Origin of the sequence: Acinetobacter venetianus RAG-1 = CIP 110063 (assembly GCF_000368585.1) — a bacterium.
GTDB lineage: Bacteria > Pseudomonadota > Gammaproteobacteria > Pseudomonadales > Moraxellaceae > Acinetobacter > Acinetobacter venetianus.
Map to the genome: position 1 here is coordinate 38,327 of NZ_KB849558.1, position 17,636 is coordinate 55,962.

Below are 17,636 nucleotides of genomic sequence, written 5' to 3' on the forward strand. Positions count from 1 at the left end.
TGAACAAAAATAGATAACAAAATCATCACATGAGAATTGGTTATAGATTCTTAATCACTCAAACGGATGTGCGCGGAAGCGACGGCATTTGCTGTGGTATAGGTTCCAGCAGGTGCATCTGTAAAAGTACCATCAGCAAGTGTGATAATTTGACGATTATATTGTTTAGGTGGTGGAGTGGTGGTTGGAGAGCTGGAATTGTTAGAACTCGTGTAGTTAGCTGATTGCGCTAATACTTGCCCTGTCTGATTATTATTACTTGATTCTGAAAGATTATTGCCTAAACCTGAAGCATAAAGATTTTGGTATCTACTGGTAACGCGACGGACGTAATCCTGTGTTTCACGGAAAGGGGGAATCCCGCCGTATTTATCAACATTGCCTTCACCTGCGTTATACGCTGCGATTGCAAGACGTGTATCACCATTAAAACGCTTGAGAAGCCAACTAAGGTATTTGGCCCCTGCAAAGATATTTTGTTGCGGATCATAAGCATTGCTGACATTAAAACGACGCGCAGTGGCAGGCATTAATTGCATCAATCCTTGAGCACCTACAGGCGAACGTGCCTTGATATTAAAACCAGACTCAGTATGCATAACGGCTTTAATGAGGCCTTCTGAAACACCATGTTGTTGTGCGGCTTGTCGAATCAGCTGATCAAAAGCATTTTTATTGCGGCTATAACTAGGCAATACAGATGCTTCACTTGCTCCCCAATTTGAATAGCTATGAATATTACTATCAGGGTAGTAAGTTGCTTTGACAACTTTTAAATGACTATATTCAGCTTTCTTCTTGTTTGTGAGTAGGGTTGTGCCATTGGTATCTTTAAATTGATAAATCGTCTGCCCAGCGTAAGCTGACACTGAACTATTTAGAAAACCGATTGTCCCCAAGCAAAGGGCAAAAAAATAAGTTGTTTTATCCATCGTTATAATATTCACAAAACATATGCTTAAGTTCTTCACAGCAGTTTAACAAAAAAAATCATAAAAAGTACTTTGACTACAATTTTTTTATTTTTCACTGTCTAACAAAAAGCAAGTCATTTTGTTCGAATGTTCAGCAAAAAAAAATTAAATATTTTTTTTGAAAAGTAACTATTGACTTATTTAAGTTATTGATTTTATTTTAATAAAAACATTGGTTAAAAAATGATCAATTTAATGCGAAGCCTTATTTTAAGATAAAAGCACTTTGTCAATAGCTAAGAAATCCACAATTTTATCCACAGCTTTTGTGGAAAACTGTGGAAAAGTTTGAAATATAAGCAATCCAGACAATTTGTACTTATTTTGATCACAATTTATCTAGTATGAAATCGAAATATGACGATTGAAAGAAATTGAAAAATTCTTTAGATGCGCAATTTTTCGGAATGAGATAAAATCTGTCGGTTATTTTGTTTATGAGTAAATCACGTCTATGTACGCGCCAGTGGAGTCCAACCAAGGATTTAATTTCAAGCCAGAACTTCCGACAAGTTCAGCGTATTATCGTTTGTTGAAAAAGCTTCGTCGTCAAGTAGGGCATGCAATTCGTGATTACAACATGATCGAAGATGGCGATAAAGTCATGGTTTGCGTATCTGGCGGGAAAGACAGTTATACCTTGCTCGATATTTTGTTGCAGTTCAAACGTATTGCACCAATCAATTTTGACATTGTTGCGGTAAACCTTGACCAAAAGCAACCAGGTTTTCCTGAGGACGTTTTGCCACGTTATATGGAAGAGAACAAGATTCCATATTACATTCTTGAAAAAGATACCTATACCATTACTAAACGTTTAACACCTGAAGGCAAAACATATTGTGCTGTGTGCTCGCGTTTACGTCGTGGTTCGCTTTATGGCTTTGCTCAAGAGATTGGTGCAACTAAAGTTGCATTAGGCCATCACCGTGACGACATCATGGCGACTTTCTTCTTGAACCTATTCCATGGAGGAAGTTTAAAAGCGATGCCGCCAAAACTTCTTTCATCGGATAAAAAGAATATCTTGATTCGTCCTTTAGCGTATGTAGAAGAAAAGGACATCATTAAATATGCTGAATTACGTCAGTTCCCAATCATTCCTTGTAACTTATGTGGTTCCCAAGAGAACTTACAGCGTGCGATTATCAATGATATGTTACGTGAATGGGATAAGCAGCATCCAAAACGTTTACACAGTATCTTCGGCGCTTTACAGAACGTTTCACCGTCGCAATTAGCGGATCGTGATTTATTCGATTTTGAGGCATTGGATGGTCAACGTGAGTTTGATATGAAAGATCCAGAAGAGATGAAAAACCGTCTTGATGTGGTAAATCTGAGTTTTGCAGCTGAGTAAAATGTAAAATTTTTTAAAAGGCACTTTATTAAGTGTCTTTTTTTTATAATTTTTTTAAAAATTGAATAGTGCGTACAAAAAATCATAGCCTAAAATAAAAATTACATGCTATAACAGGGCACGAGCAAATTGCTTCATGAGATGTCGTCTGGATAGCCGGCACAAGAAATTGAACAAATACATTTGAGGAATAATCATGGCTGCATTTTTAACTGATGATTGGTTTGCAACTGTTGAAAAACTTACTGCTGAAGCGGGTGATTTAAACTTACCACCAGCGCTTGCGAATTTAGCGATTAACTTAGTTGTAACAGATGCAGCTGGTAACACCGAATTAGCTTTAGATGCAGGTAAAATCCAAAAGGGTTTGTCTTCAAATGCTAAAACAACTCTAAATATGGATGCTGAAACTTTGCGTAAAGTTTTTCTTGAGTTTGATATGGCTGCTGCGATGCAAGCATTCATGACTGGCAAAATCAAAGTACAAGGCGACATGTCTCAGCTTATGGCTTTACAAACTGCTAAGCCAAGCCAAGAGCAAAAAGATTTATTCAAGAAAGTACTTGAGCAAACTGCTTAATTTATTTTCGCATAAAAAAAGCTTACTAAATGGTAAGCTTTTTTTATGCCTATTGGGTTAGATCTCAATACGATTATTGGTTTTCATGTGCTCTAAATAAGTACGGATACGCGTGACATATTGTAAAGCTTGCTTATAACGACCATTACGCGCTTTGTTACGCTCTAAATAGTCATATAAGTTGACCCACTGCTTCGGATCTTTGCCTTGTGCTTTGATACGTTTCTGAATCTGGTTCACTGCACCAGGCCCCATATTATAAGCGACTAGGGCATACCAGTTACGATCCGGAAAAGGGATGTCATCGTATTGATCTAACATCAAATCATAATACTTAGCACCACCTTGGATACTCTGTACCGGATCAGTACGATTAGTCACACCCATTGCTCGAGCAGTACCGCTCGTTAGCATCATTAGGCCTCGTACACCCGTGGGAGACACCGATGTAGGTTTTAGATAAGACTCTTGATAACCAATCGCGGCTAAGAGATGCCAATCCAAATCATACTTTGCAGCACTTTGCTTAAAGCTGGCTTTATAAATCGGTAAACGCTGATTTAAATCTTTCTGAATCGTTGACCATGACTCTGGTTTTACCACATTTCGATTATAAAAAGATGCTAACTGTTGTGTAGTACCAGCTTGCTTACTTTGGCAAACAAAACCACTTGCTGTTAAAGTAAGAGGATCATCTGCTTGTTTAAAGACCCAATTCAATTGAGGATTTAAACCATTTTTACTTAAAGTACCTTGATCGCCACAACTCGCTGAAAATGAAACAAGCTGTTTAGCCTCAATCGAAGCAAGGTTCGCTGTAGTCATCGCAAGATTTGCTTTACCTTGTGCTACCCATTTTAATGCGGTGGTATTATCAGGTACGGTTTTAAAATCAAGTTTTACATTCAGGCTTTGTGCGTAGTTACGTGCTAAGTCATAACCAAAACCATGTAAGAACTGACCTTCTTTAAAAACTGTGGTTGGATTTTCAACTGCAACGACAGTTAAAACATTTGTGTTTACAACAGTGTTGTATTGATGCGATTTTTCTGCATTCAAGCTATTAAAAGGTAGAATCGCAACACCTAAGGCTAGAGCTTGAAATGGACGTTTGGAAGATAAAGAGTTAAGGCTAGGCCTAGACCCAGAACTTGAATTACTGTGCATGTTGTCTCCGCTACAGGTAATTTATGCCCTAAAAGCTCAGCAAAACACGGCTTTAGCTTTTTAAAGTTGATAAATTCAATAAGGGGTGGGCAAGTCATGAACGTCATTCAAAATGACATTGAGTTAAAGGGACGCAATGTAAATGTTTCACAACATTTACAAAAAGTATAAAAAATAAACAAAAACTAACTTAGGGGCGCATAATAAGCGTCAAAAAAGTGATTGTCAAATTTTGAACAATAAAAAAGAGAGAAATACATCACAAATATCTGATTTGAAAAAGAATAAAATTTATACACTTTAGCGATGGTTAAATAAGGAATACAATGCAAAAACTTGTAAGTAAAATGTTGTATTAGCGTATTTTTAACTATGAAATCGAATTTAATTACTCGCACTGGACATGATTTATTAGTTGCTGAGCTAAAAAAACTTTGGCATGACGAGCGACCTGAAATTACCAAAAAAGTAAATTGGGCAGCAAGTTTAGGCGATCGATCGGAAAATGCAGATTATCAGTATAATAAACAGTTGCTTAGGAAAATTGATCGACGTGTTAGATATCTAGGTAAGCGCTTAGAAGAATTAAAAATTGTCGATTATGTGCCCGAACAGGACGGAAAAGTATATTTTGGGGCTTGGGTTGAAATAGAAAATGATCAGGGTGAGCAGAAAACACTCAGAATTGTTGGAGTTGATGAAATTTATGACCATCATCCACAGCATATCTCAATTGAGTCTCCAATGGCTAAAGCTTTACTCAGTAAACAAGTCGATGATGAGGTCGAAGTTTATACGCCATTAGGAAAAAAACTTTGGTATATCAATTCAATTCGATATGAAAAGCACGAAAATTCATCAAATTAGCTGTTTTTGTTTTTATTTTGAGCGTTCGATGTGATTTTTTAAATAAAAGATTTGCCAAGTTGAATTTTTATTTATATGATAGCCGCCATTGGAAGCGTGGCAGAGCGGTTTAATGCACCGGTCTTGAAAACCGACGAGGGTGTGAGTCCTCCGTGAGTTCGAATCTCACCGCTTCCGCCAAATACCTAAATAAGCCCTTGTTTTTACAAGGGCTTATTTTTTATCTGTACTTTTACCCCTCAACTTACCCCACATCAAATGTTGGATTAAATTCAACAAATTTGGATTAGTAAGGACAGAATTGGAAAGTGAATTAAACAGTTGGTAATTCCATCCAAAAATAATAGAACAAAAATTAAGATGAAAGACCCTGAAAATTTTATTTTGTGCTTATATGAAAAATATAGATTATTCTTATTGCTCTACATAAAAATGACCTTCAGTCTCTACGAGAGACTGAGGGTCGATTCAACTTAGTAGAGTCACTGTTTTTTTAATAAAGTTTACGTTCGATACTGACTGTTGGATTATGGTCATCAATTCGAGTCCAAAAATCAGAACCAATGAGTTGAGCTTTTAACACTTTCAATCGTTCTCCGACATAGAGTTGATTGAGATCGTAATAGTTATGCTCCTGAGACTGGTACAAGAGTAATATCCCTGTATTCATTGATGGGATCGTTCCTAAGACAACATGTAATCTCTATAAAGAGTGGATTTTCTGGGTATCTTTTACTGCTTATAAGCACCTCGTTTATTAGTCATTTTATCTAACTTCAAGGTGTCTATAAAATTGGTAACTATTCATCCTGGTGTTCCATTTCCTGCTGCATCGGCTTTGTTGCATAAATAAAAATAAAGATGAGTCTGTCTATCTTCCCGATATTTATGCAACAGCCACTATTTGAGCTGTACCGAGTTGAGTAAATTTATTCAAAATATCGACTCTTAGTTGCAAGTCGACTACCTGACGAGTAAAGCATCGACTAGACACACCTTGTTCAAGCCGTTTAAATGCAAACATCTTGGCTTCTATATGTGAGCGTTGATGGTAACCAATCTCTCTTTTCCACTGCTTTCGACCCTTGGTCCAATACTCTTTTACCGCATGATTCGTTGCTCTCCCACTCTCCATCACCTGTGACTTTGATCCCTATGCTATCAACTAAAATATGCAGGGCTTCCTGTGGTTTTTTTCTGATCTATGTAGAAGTGTTTGGAGTATATTTGCTCGCTGACTCAATGTTGAGAAATCTGGAACATTCCAATTGAGGTGAGCTAGTTGAAAGAGGTTTTGAATAAAACCCTGTGTTTGACGTAAAGCCAGTTGGAATAGGTTTCGTATGGTCAGGGTAAACTGAATGGCAGTATCAGAGTAGGTCGGTTGACATCTTTTTTGCCTGTAGGCATTGCATACCATTGCATTTGGTGATCAAACCAAATAGTGATAACACGACCGTTGGCGTGAAGCTTGATTGTACTCAGCCCAGTTGGTTGTTTTGTATCGGCTTTTTGATTCTGTATTCATCTAAAGTGTATGGGGGTGAATTCCTTTTATGCAACAAAGCCAATTCATAGTGTTAGTTGATTGAATACTCGGGTAATAAATCTTAAGCCTAATCTAAATTTAATTGTATACTTGGTAGATAAGGATAGTAACTATCGACTAATTATTTTTATAATTAACCCGAATCGCGGATAATAAATTGACTTGAAAAAAAGAGGACTAGAGCCATCAGTTGAGTTACCACACAAAACTAACAACCCTAGTCCTTATGTTCGATAGTACGCAATTATTCTGTCTAATTGATGATTTCTTTCTAAAATTTGAACCAATTTATTGGAAATTCTTAAAGCAGAACTTTAGATGCTTAAGAATTCGCTCCGCACGGCTCAGTATTTCTGAAATTGTCTTTATTGCAATTTGGTATAAATTCTCACTTCAATAACTTCAAAGCATTCTTTACAGCGCTGAAGCATAATTATTCCCATTTATTCAAAAGCCTACCTTGTTACCAACGTATGATTCATCTAATCAATACACATCAATTGGCTTCACATGCCTTGCATTATGCTTTGATGAAAAAGCATAAAAGTCATTATCTATGGATTGATTCAACAACATTACCTGTTTGCAAAAATCAGCGGATTCAAAGACATAAATCTATGATATCGATTGCAACGCGTGGTAAAAGTTCAATGGGCTGGTTCTTTGGTTGTAAGTTACATTTAATAATGATGAATCAGTCCGGTGACATTGTGAGTACAGCTTTATCGAATGGGCATACAGCAGATATCAAAATGGTTGAGCAGTTAGTCGAAGGACTAAAAGCAAAACTCTATGCTGATCGTGGATATATCAGTCAAGAACTAAAATTAAAACTGAAGGATCAATACATTGATTTGATTACATATCATTGTAGAAACATGCAGTTGGTTCAATTATCAAAAGAAGATGAATATCACTTAAAACAACGGAATAAAATAGAAACTTTATTTAGCTTGCTCAAAGGAACATACAATCTAGTAACAAGCAAAGCTCGAAGTGTCACATGATATTTTGCAGGGATTTATGCATCATTATGTGCTTATCAGCTTTGCCATCAAAATAAGCCAACGGTTCAAGTGAGTGAAGCGCTAGCTTAAACAGGATTCAGGTTAATTAAGTTTCTAAAGGTTAGCTTTTTCTTTTATGTACTCCATGTCCTACTGGACAGCATTTGAAAGATGCTGATCCTAGCCATATTTAATAGAGTCAATGTTTTTTTAACTAATTTAAAATTTTAATACCTGTCCTATCTAGAGCTATTCTAGATAGGATAAAATAATTAATTTTTTAGTAAAATATATGAGCTAATAAATAAAAATTACAGTAGGTTCTATTCGTCATTGGGGACGAAAAAACCATATACTCCATTTGATAGTTCTCCAGCTAAAAAAACTATTTTGGCATTATTGGGTAAAATTGCCTCGTACACATTTAAAGAATATTTTTGACTTGCTGAATCAAGCCATACTTCTTCACATTGATTAATACCATCTTTATTTTTCCATTGAATTTTCCATAAATCATAACCTTTATAATAGGTTGGTTGATTCTCAAACGAACTTTGTAAGAATTTAAATTTCATATTTATTTTAGACTATTCATCGATAAAAAAAACATAAACATTATTTGTGACCTCTTGAAATGCGAATTTAACTTTCATTTTATTAATATTTGTATAGTAAATATCGAATAAATATTTTTCTCCTAGTCGTGGTTCTAGTAAGATTTGTGGTTCATTAGATTCTTCCCAGTCAACTTTCCATAAATCTATATCTTGATAAATTACTGGTTGTGAACCATAACATGCTTGCAAAAACTTAAAAGTCATATGTTTTATTCCAAAATTATTTAATAGGTCCAGCTACAATTTCTAGATAACCTTGTTTGACAAGTGTTTCGACATTGGTCTTGCTAAAATATTGAATACCTCCACCTTTCATACCAAACCATGGTGCAATTGTACCAGACTCTACTGGTAATGGTTTAAGAACTCTATATACATAATAGATATCATCTAATGATGTTGGAGGTAATGATCTCATTTCATATGGAGTGCCATACACTCCTAAAAACCTACCTCTAGGACTGCCAAATCTATCTAATATGGTTCCAACAGGTAAAGTTATATCTTTGGCTGAGCCCTTAACAGCTCCATTTGGATATAGTGACTGTGGAGGCCAAACTACTTTACTTGGATCAGACATATTTTTTAGAACGCTATCAGGATACTTAACATTATTTGTGTCTGGTCTCTTGATTGTCAGTTTAAGTATATTGATAGATACTTTTGCAACTTGTCTCTTCCCATATGCAAAAACAGCTTTAAGCCCTTTAGCAATTCTTTCAAAGCCACCTGTAGCTTTAATTCCCCACATTCCTGTTAGTCCACCTACAATTTCGCCTGTACTGGTTACTAAGGAATGAGCTAGTCTATTTGCAGCTTTATTTAGATCACTTATATTTTTTGCACATTTAGCATCATTATTCAAATTAACAAACATTTTATAAAGATCTATAATTCCAGATCCTAATGTATAGATTGAATAACCAAGCAATGCGAGATCTGCAAGCCATCCTGCAGGAGTTGCTTGGGCTACTGCCCAAACTCCCAATATGATTCCCATTGTTGCTAAATTTGCTGGTTGGACCATTTCCAGCAATGCATTACCTATGATACTAGGTAATTGAGGAGCTGCTCTTAGAATAATGTCCTGTACTTTCTGATTAAATGAGGCATTTTTAACTTGATTATCTGTAACTAAATTAGGAGCCAATCCCAGCGGATCATTAAATGAGTGGGGTTGCTCTAGTGCAAAAGCATACAGATCAGGACCAACGGCTAAACCTAATGGGTCAGGTGTAATGTACTTTTCATTCTTGGCATCGAAATAACGATTGGTGTTGTAATGTAAATTGGTCTCAGCATCAAAGTACTGATTAGAACCTCGTAAATTAAACTCAATAAAACCGAATCGACCATGATTATAGGCAAGGGGAGAAGCATATAAGTTGTCACTGAGTTCAGCTTGCCAAACCACTTTACGTTGGGCGTTGGTGAGAGAAATAGGCGCCTGACGATGGTCGACATGAATGTAGTACAACTCATTATTGGCAATCATGCCAACAGGCGTTTGATTCATCCAGATATAGGATTTATCTACTTTGCCTTGGTCATCGGCTTCTGCAAGAAGCTGACTGCCATCGTAAAAATAATAAGTGGTCTTGGTGCCTTTCCCTGTCGTTGAGGCTACTGTTTTCTGGATACGTTGACCAAATAGATTATATTTATACTCAGCCAAGGTTTGTTTATTCAGTTGAGTATCTTGAGTAACATAATCACTAACTGTTTTAACCTGTTCATTCGGCTTGAGATATTCCACTTTAACTAGACGATCAACACTGTCATAACTAAAGAACAGGACCTTATCGTTCTCAATTGCCCAACGCTTACGACCAAGCTGATCATATTCACTGCCATACTGTGCAGTCACTTTAAAGCTATGGTTGAAGTGTTGAGAAGAAGATGCAGTGACAGGTAAAAGTTGGATTTCTGATTGCTTTCTAAATAGATCGAGTTGAAGCAAACGATCTGAAAACCCTGGACTAAATTGTTGCGGTGCTTGAGAACCTACTTCAGATTTATAATGATAATTGACTTTATTTGGGGAGGGTTCCTGATTGAGATAATCCAGAGCGGTTTCACCCGTGTAGACGTTACCTGAACTAACAATACGGCCTTGTTTATCAAGTTTTTCACGATGCTCTAGACCATTGCCAAATTGATAACCATAATTAACGGATGTGTCTGTTGCACTATTTAGATTCTCAATAACAGACTGAGAAACAATGCCTAACGGACCACGTTTAAGTTGAATCGACTCCAATAGACCAGCACGAGCTGCATTTTCTGATCGATAACGATATTCTAGCTGTTGCCCATTAGGTAAAGTTCGTCCAATTAATTGTGCATTCTGATTAAACTCATAGCTGACACTAAAATGTTGACCATCAACAATGAGTTCATGTTTTAACAGTTGAGCGTTTTCATTATAAAAAAAGCGCTCTTCACCAGCCTTAAATTGAATACGACTTGGCTTGTTATATTTTCCCCAAACAATTTTACCCTGTTCATCTAGCTGCTTTTGAGCATTCAATGATTTGATCTCAATCACACGTTGGGCAGCATCTCGAATATAACGGGCTGAGCTTCCATCTTGACGCTGTTGACCAATGATCAAGCCACTTGCATTATATTGATAGGTGGTGATTCCCGTAACAGGACTCTGAAGTTTAACAATCTCACCAAAGTCATTGTAGAAATAATAGGTTGAACGATTCTGAGAATCCTGATCTGTATTTTTAGCCTGAACGGGTACAGACCAATTTAAATGCTGGGGTGAGGCTAATAAATTATTGAGTCTAAACGCAGACATTCCTTGTGGGTCAGGACGAGCGATATTGCCTACCGTGTCATTCATTGTAGTTGACGTATTCTTTAATGCAGAGAGAACAGGATCATTCACTTGATGATCATTTAAGTCATACTTACGTTCTTGTGCGATTGATCCATCTGGATTTAGTAGTTGAGCTTGACTGACCTGATTTTCAGAATTTTTAATGAGCTTAATCTGATTATTTTGTCCATCGTACAAGGATAATAACTGTCCAGTTTCATCATAATTAAAATTCATTCTTTGACCTAACTGGTTAAGAATGGCCTTTAACTTTCCGTTATGGGTATAGTCAAGATGAGTTGATACCCCAGCATATTTAAACTGGCTTATTTCGCCTTGGGCGTTATAAATTAATTCAGCTTGGAGATGGTCTATTCCGGTATATTTAATTAAACGACCATGTTGATCATATTGAAACTTTGCTGATAAACCTTGAGGGTATACGATGTGATCGATTAACTCAGGATTTGTAGCATTATAAATATATTGTGTAATATCACTATCCTGAGGAGAGTTAGTTGGACCATTTGGCAGAGGACCATCTTCCCAGCTCAAACGTCCCTGTTGGTCATAACCATATCTGGTTTCCCGAACTAGGGTGTCACCGAGGGGGGAGAATCCAGTTTCCTTAACAGAGATCAGTTGATGGTTTTGATTATAAAGATAATGTTTACGATACTGTTTACCTGTGATTACACTGGCACGAGACTCCGCCTTTAACCGACGATAATTCTGTTGATTAAGCTGTACCAGTAGAGGAGAGGATGCATTCGCCAAGTCATCAGCCACATTCCCTTGTTGAACCCGATAAGATTCATAGGTATAGGCCGTGGTCTGAGACTGAATACCGATACCTGATACAGTTCTAGCAATCACTTCACCCAGATCATTATATTTCAACGCAATGGCACGAATCACTTTCCCTGAAGAATCTAAATCAGCGGCATAAGAGACCAAACCTTGAGCATTAAAGCGATAACGTTTATTGACTTCACCACAACTAGCACAACCTGCCCCAAAGCTTTCCAATAACTGAAACTGTGTACCGACAACCTGATAGGAATAAGTCGTTTTCTGCCCCAAACTGTTGGTGACCACATTTTTAAACACAGGTTTATTGGCAGCGTAGTTTGCAGGCATATCTTTATGGGTACGTGGATCAAATTGAATGGTGACTTTTTCCATACCTTTGGCATGTTGACTGAGGATAGCCCGATCTTGCTGATCATACTGCCACTGGGAAATTAACCTGTATTTCTTTTGATCTGGATCGAACACAGACTTTGCTGTCAGATTATGAATATCCCCCCCTTGAAACTTAGGATCGTAACTATACTTAAAGCGACGCCCATCAGGATAAACAACCTGAGCCAGATTGTTATTACGATCAAGAAAATAATAATATTTTCCGAGAGGCGTGGTTAAAGTCATTTGGGGTAACCCAAATCGAGTGGTTAAATAAGCAAAAGAAAGCTGCTGACCTTGCCCATTCTTCACCACAGCAAGGCGTTGCTGTGAATTATATATAAAAGAAAAATTAAGAGCAGGGTTACTTTTATCCAAATCAGATAAAGCAGAGATTTTAGTGATATGCGCCAGACTAGGGTCTTTACCGCCTAAATACTGAAACAAATAATCCTGATTGGATTGGGTTTTATGCCAGACCCATCCGGAGCCATCAATCTTCTTTTCAATCCAGCCATCGGCAGGATTAAGGGGTAAGGCCCGAATCACAAACTGATTATTACCTAAACTGATCTTATTTTTTTTGAAATTGATACGCTGTCCTGATTCAAGACGAATCTGGATAATCTCAGGTTGCTCATAGAGTTTGATATCAAAAGAACTATACCATCCATAACCAAGAGAGGTATTGGCATTGCTCTGGCTATTATAAAAACGAGAGAAAGAGAGCCCTTTAAAGGCAGGCAGTTCTTTAAAATCTTCAACAGCTTCAAACTTATTACCATTGAGTACATTGATTGGGTTTCCGACACCATTATTGATACCGCCACAGGCATAGGTTGGTCCTTCGCTTTGAGTGATAACTGCGAAGGAGGAGCTAACACCACATTTGCTAAAATCTACAACCCCAGCCTGAGTTAATGTTGAATTTAATCCTAAAACGGAAAGTCCAAGGTTAAATAACCCTGCTTTGAGAATCGTATTTTTCATATTAAGTTCTATAAATTTTAAATTAATAAAAGTTAGTGATGGTTTGACCAGAACTGCAGCTGATGAGGTTATTTGTATCCCCAATAATGCTATTTGTTGTGGAGCCTGTATGACCTGTTGGCGAGTTATTACCCGCCAATCCCCCAACTAGGGCAGAACCAATATCACCAATTGCGTTGAGATTAGTTGCATCCTTTTCAAACTGAGAAATTGCGGACTGTTCAGCTGAATCTTGAATGCCTTCTAAAAGATTATTTTTCTTTTGTCCTACTTGCCATTGCATGGCTTGATTTTCCTGAAAACGATTGATTAAGTCTTCACCAACAAGATAACCATTTCTGTTTACTGTATTTGTTAGTAAGCCACCTTCAATTGCAGGACTCAACATTTGTGCAGAAATATCGACAACAATAGGAATTCGACCCGCAGCTAACATTCTTAAGTTGGCGGCATCACGGTTACTGGTAAAAAATGAGGTTAAAGAACTAAAAACATTTTTCATCAAAGGAATTCTTGGTTCATACCCATAAATAAAACGGAGCTTTAGTACATTGGCATCTTGAATATTCTGTTTAGATTTTTCTTTAACGGTCGTTGCTCTAGTATCTAAATTATCATTTGAAATAATACGTACATTTTGCCCAGTTTTAATACGATAGGCTTTTGCTAAGGTGACATCATTCCAATCGTCAAATGAGGCTTTAGATGGATTAATCATATGAATATGAACAAAAGCAGATTCTGTTTTTTTAATTATTTCTTTTAATGCTAGACCTTGTAATGCAACTTGTGCCAAATTAGGATCTTTACTTGTGATTGTACTTTTAACATGATTATTTCCTGGTAAATAAATTCCAGGGGTTGCGAAATATGGGACTAAACCTTTAAAAAAAGCATTTTGAATCCTTGCTGGATCAGCATTATAGATTGCGCCAGCTCTAGCGGCTTCATAAGCTGCATAAGTCACATTTAAACGTGCCACATAAATCAGTCCATATTGAATACCGACAAGACCAATAAATAAAAGCAAAGGCGCAATAATGATAAATTCAGTAAGAGAAACCCCTATTTGCTTAAATTTTCTCATTTTTACCACTAATCCTTTTTTTTTAGAAGATAGTTGTTTTTCATATACTGAACAGTATAGTATACATGGGTACACAAAAAATACACAGTGTTACTAAAGTTGCAAAATAAATTCATTTTATTTATAGGGTCTATTATGAGTGTTATAAATATGTCTATACTGTTGAAACCAAAACGTATTCAAGGTCAAGGCATGACTGAATACATTATTATTGTTGCATTAATTGCCGTCGCAGCAATTGGTGTATTTCGCTATTATGGCAATACTGCACGTTCTCAAGTTGCAGTTGCTGCCGCAGAATTAGGTGGGCAATCTTCAGCAACTGGTCGTACTCAAGCTACTGCAAATGCTAATAAAGCAACACAAGAAGGAACAGTTGATAAAAAGTTAGGCACATATGAGCAACAAAAATAACAAATAAAAGAATTAATTATTTAATTTCTAAAAAATGACTACTTTTTATTTTTAACTTAAAAGTAGTCATGTTTTTTATTATAAGAGGTTGAAATGAAGCATCAATCTGGACAGTCAACTTTGTTAATGCTGGTCATGTCTTTGATATTGATGCTGACCATTGTTTTTATATTTAATACTTCTCAATTATTATCAGAACGACAGCAAGCCAAAATGCTTGCTGACCAGTCTGCGTATGCAACAGCAACACGACAGGCACGCCTTTTAAATCTTAATGCTTATATAAATCGAACACAAATTGCGAATCAATTAGCAATCGCTCAAGGAGTAAGTACTGCTTCATGGTCAAAATATGCAGCGCAAACTTCTACAAATATTAGTCGTGCAACTTCATGGTTTCCTCCTGTAAGTGCAGTATTCTCTAATATTGGTACAGGCTTAAACTATTTTGCTGATTCTTTAGGTATCTATATTGAGGGGTACGGTATTGAAGTTAAAGCTTTAGAAGTAGCACAGGACAGTTTAAATCTTGTGAGTAATGCAACAATTTTGAATTCACCTCAAGAATTTGGTAGTTTGGCAAAGGCCAATAGTTCAGATTACGATATTCGTCTTATCGTAAGCGCTTCTAAATTTCCAGCACAAATTATTAAAAAATATACAGCCCAAGAGCGGCAGAGGATGGCGGAAGTTGTTCTTAGTTCTGCTGATCCATTTATTACTAATCGTAGTAAAAATGATATTTTCCCTAAACTAGTTTTAGCTCCTGGAGGGTGGAATGAGTATCGTATTCATAAAGCAGGTGGGACCGAGTTAGTACAATTAGATGAATGGAAAGGGGTCGATACCTTAGCTATTCATCATTACTATAAGACTATTAAAAGGTTTAAAATTCGAAAGAAGCATGATGAAATTCCAATTGGTTGGGGGAGTGCATTAGGTAGTCAATTAGGGCGAGATAAAGCCTCAAAGTCGGGTAGTTATGGTGGTGCAAGCTCAACCAATCCTAAATCTAGAGGGTATGCTGAAAGAAATACACCGCAATGGGATGTCAGAAACTATGGCGGTGCCATTACTGGTGCGGGTATTCCTAAATTTTATGAGTTAAAAGACCTAAATAATAAAGAAAATATATTCCCATTAGTAGTTTCTGTAAGAAAATCACGCAATAAACTGGCAACTACAAATCGAAATTCAAACCTGAAAATGGGTAAAGATTTTACTGTTTTAGATAATTACGACACCTTAGAGCGGGGCACACTGAGTAATGGTGATATGCAAGCAATTACTCAAGCAGAAGTATATTTCCAGCGGCCATGGGAATTAGAAGTTTCGGGTAATCAAATCAATCATGAGCATGGTTCTTTGTTTAGTCCGTATTGGAAAACAAGATTATCAGATGATATGAATGCTGCACAGAGAGCATTAGTCAACACAGAATCAGCATTGGTGAATTGAGTATGATTAAAAATCAACAAGGACAATCTATTGCTGAATTTGCGATCGCAGCAGTCGTTTTGAGTATGCTGTTAATTGCAATCCCTATGGTTTCGAAGCTTGCAACTGTTAAGTTAAAATCTGAGCAGGCAGCAGATTATGTTGCATGGCGTGTTAATAAAGGGATTAATATCAACGATCAAGAGACGCTTTCACGAGAAGTTGGACAACGTTTCTTTGCACGAACGGGTGCGGACATTTTGAGTGATCGTAATGCAGATTGTGATGATGCAGCAGATCAGGATATGTCTGGAAACTCTTTGGTTCATTGGGATTCAGTCAGGGTTACAGCAAGGCAAACAAAGGAAAAATATACCAAAACCTTAGGTGCTGATCCTTTGGATGTAGTTGCTAAACCATTTAAGAGTATAAAGTCCAATGGTCAATATACCGTTGAAGTGGCAGTCCCTGTAAATTTTGTAACAGGTATTCGTGATTTTCCACTTGCACAGTCATTTGATATTAAAAGTTCGGCAGGAACGTTAAGAAATAATTGGGCAGCTAATAATTCGGCAGAGATAAAAACAACCGTAAAAAATTCTGTATATTTGAAACCTTATGAGCTGGTACAGGTGAATATTAATAAGGTTTATAATGCCGCTGTTGCTTCTATGGGGTTTGAAAAAAAGATTCAAAAAGACGGTATTTATAAAATGGAAGTCGTTCCTAATGATCGTAAAGCGACTTTAAAATGATGAAGAGAAATTATTTTTTATTATTTTTTATTCTTTTATTAATGCAAGCTTCAAGTGTGAATGCTTGTCTTGTTAATAATTTTAAAGAAAAACATATGCATCTAATTCAGATTGGTAAAAACACTATTTTGAATGGATCATCTATTCAAATGTATGACTTAATATCACGTTCTTGTAGCTTGGAATGTTATATGAATTTTTTGGATAAAAAAAATATTAGATTTTCTAAACAAGGTTCTCTTTTCTATATTGTAGAAAATGGCGGAACTACAATTCAAATTTTTTCAGCGAATCAACAATCATTTTCTGGCAGGGTTGTCTGTCCATCACAAACTAAGTATAAGTTATTACAATCACCAGATTATATAAAACTTCCCAAAGCAACCACGGACTTTCAAAGTGAAGATTATGGTGAAGTAAATAGAACGATGGTATTCAAAAGATTCAAGCGAATGGACTACCAAAATTTAATTACTCAGTTGCAAAAAAAATCAAAAGTTAGTGATGTAAATGATGCATTTTCATATTTTGATTTAGGTGAAGGTAATGAGATTAACTTGATTTTTGATGCTCGTAAGTCAATCAGCACATTGGTTTTTGTTAATATTAAAAAAGGATCATTTAAATGAGAAATAAATTAAATGGTAATACATCAATAGAGTATTTAATCTGTTTGACCTTTGTCTTTATTATACTAGTAGGGCCGCTATTACTTGGGAATGGTATTTTTGGAGACAAAAGTATATTTCTAATTTTTAAGAATGCATACGAATTATTTATGAATAAATTTAATGCAACAATTTTGAATATGGATGCA

General features: G+C 36.3%; 16 protein-coding genes, 1 tRNA gene and 1 pseudogene. 9 read left to right on the forward strand and 9 right to left on the reverse strand.

The window, feature by feature from the left end; genetic code table 11:
* Positions 1–50 precede the first annotated feature (50 nt).
* Positions 51–932: a lytic transglycosylase domain-containing protein gene (locus F959_RS05640; RefSeq protein WP_004878304.1), complete on the reverse strand. Its 882-nt coding sequence runs from the start codon at positions 930–932 to the stop codon at positions 51–53.
* 496 nt (positions 933–1,428) lie between these two features.
* On the opposite strand from F959_RS05640, the gene ttcA reads away from it, so the two are divergent.
* Positions 1,429–2,334 (forward strand): tRNA 2-thiocytidine(32) synthetase TtcA, encoded by a 906-nt coding sequence (ttcA, locus tag F959_RS05645; RefSeq protein ID WP_004878305.1) that lies wholly within the window; start codon positions 1,429–1,431, stop codon positions 2,332–2,334.
* Between the two features lie 196 nt (positions 2,335–2,530).
* Positions 2,531–2,914, forward strand: coding sequence for an SCP2 sterol-binding domain-containing protein (locus F959_RS05650; RefSeq protein WP_004651955.1), 384 nt, complete (start codon positions 2,531–2,533; stop codon positions 2,912–2,914).
* A 57-nt stretch (positions 2,915–2,971) separates the two neighbouring features.
* On the opposite strand, the gene F959_RS05655 is transcribed toward F959_RS05650, so the two are convergent.
* On the reverse strand, positions 2,972–4,081 hold the full coding sequence (locus tag F959_RS05655) for a transglycosylase SLT domain-containing protein (protein WP_004878306.1): 1,110 nt from the start codon (positions 4,079–4,081) through the stop codon (positions 2,972–2,974).
* A gap of 372 nt (positions 4,082–4,453) precedes the next feature.
* On the opposite strand from F959_RS05655, the gene greB reads away from it, so the two are divergent.
* Positions 4,454–4,948, forward strand: coding sequence for a transcription elongation factor GreB (greB, locus tag F959_RS05660; RefSeq protein WP_004878307.1), 495 nt, complete (start codon positions 4,454–4,456; stop codon positions 4,946–4,948).
* A gap of 90 nt (positions 4,949–5,038) precedes the next feature.
* Positions 5,039–5,128 (forward strand) — tRNA-Ser (locus F959_RS05665).
* A gap of 313 nt (positions 5,129–5,441) precedes the next feature.
* Here F959_RS05665 and F959_RS16700 read toward each other — a convergent pair.
* The 3 genes from F959_RS16700 to F959_RS16990 all read right to left on the reverse strand — a co-directional run bounded on the left by F959_RS16700 (position 5,442) and on the right by F959_RS16990 (position 6,368).
* Positions 5,442–5,618, reverse strand: coding sequence for a hypothetical protein (locus F959_RS16700; protein ID WP_004878308.1), 177 nt, complete (start codon positions 5,616–5,618; stop codon positions 5,442–5,444).
* A gap of 216 nt (positions 5,619–5,834) precedes the next feature.
* The gene (locus F959_RS16985; RefSeq protein WP_373278714.1) at positions 5,835–6,086 is read right to left on the reverse strand and encodes a hypothetical protein; all 252 of its coding nucleotides are present in this window, start codon (positions 6,084–6,086) and stop codon (positions 5,835–5,837) included.
* 27 nt (positions 6,087–6,113) lie between these two features.
* The gene (locus F959_RS16990) at positions 6,114–6,368 is read right to left on the reverse strand and encodes a transposase (RefSeq protein ID WP_373278715.1); all 255 of its coding nucleotides are present in this window, start codon (positions 6,366–6,368) and stop codon (positions 6,114–6,116) included.
* A 355-nt stretch (positions 6,369–6,723) separates the two neighbouring features.
* On the opposite strand from F959_RS16990, the pseudogene F959_RS05675 reads away from it, so the two are divergent.
* A pseudogene (locus F959_RS05675) lies at positions 6,724–7,594 on the forward strand (IS982 family transposase).
* Between the two features lie 233 nt (positions 7,595–7,827).
* Here F959_RS05675 and F959_RS05680 read toward each other — a convergent pair.
* The 4 genes from F959_RS05680 to F959_RS05695 are packed head-to-tail and all read right to left on the reverse strand — an operon-like array spanning position 7,828 to position 14,213.
* Entirely contained in the window at positions 7,828–8,079 is a 252-nt protein-coding gene (locus F959_RS05680; RefSeq protein ID WP_004878311.1) for a hypothetical protein, read from the reverse strand.
* Positions 8,080–8,091: 12 nt separating this feature from the next.
* Positions 8,092–8,325 carry a hypothetical protein gene (locus tag F959_RS05685; protein ID WP_004878312.1) on the reverse strand — a complete coding sequence of 78 codons (234 nt, stop codon included), beginning with the start codon at positions 8,323–8,325 and terminating at the stop codon, positions 8,092–8,094.
* 16 nt (positions 8,326–8,341) lie between these two features.
* Positions 8,342–13,126, reverse strand: a complete 4,785-nt coding sequence (locus tag F959_RS05690) for a glycohydrolase toxin TNT-related protein (RefSeq protein ID WP_004878313.1) — start codon at positions 13,124–13,126, stop codon at positions 8,342–8,344.
* Positions 13,127–13,148: 22 nt separating this feature from the next.
* Entirely contained in the window at positions 13,149–14,213 is a 1,065-nt protein-coding gene (locus F959_RS05695; RefSeq protein WP_004878314.1) for a TadE family protein, read from the reverse strand.
* 150 nt (positions 14,214–14,363) lie between these two features.
* On the opposite strand from F959_RS05695, the gene F959_RS05700 reads away from it, so the two are divergent.
* The 4 genes from F959_RS05700 (at position 14,364) to F959_RS05715 (ending at position 17,448) form a co-directional block, all read left to right on the forward strand.
* The gene (locus F959_RS05700) at positions 14,364–14,627 is read left to right on the forward strand and encodes a Flp family type IVb pilin (protein WP_004878315.1); all 264 of its coding nucleotides are present in this window, start codon (positions 14,364–14,366) and stop codon (positions 14,625–14,627) included.
* A 93-nt stretch (positions 14,628–14,720) separates the two neighbouring features.
* Complete coding sequence (locus tag F959_RS05705) at positions 14,721–16,085, forward strand: Tad domain-containing protein (protein ID WP_004878316.1); 1,365 nt, start codon at positions 14,721–14,723, stop codon at positions 16,083–16,085.
* Positions 16,086–16,087: 2 nt separating this feature from the next.
* Complete coding sequence (locus F959_RS05710) at positions 16,088–16,819, forward strand: hypothetical protein (protein ID WP_004878317.1); 732 nt, start codon at positions 16,088–16,090, stop codon at positions 16,817–16,819.
* Complete coding sequence (locus F959_RS05715) at positions 16,816–17,448, forward strand: hypothetical protein (protein ID WP_004878318.1); 633 nt, start codon at positions 16,816–16,818, stop codon at positions 17,446–17,448. The genes F959_RS05710 and F959_RS05715 overlap by 4 nt, the downstream gene beginning before the upstream one ends.
* Positions 17,449–17,636: the final 188 nt, after the last annotated feature.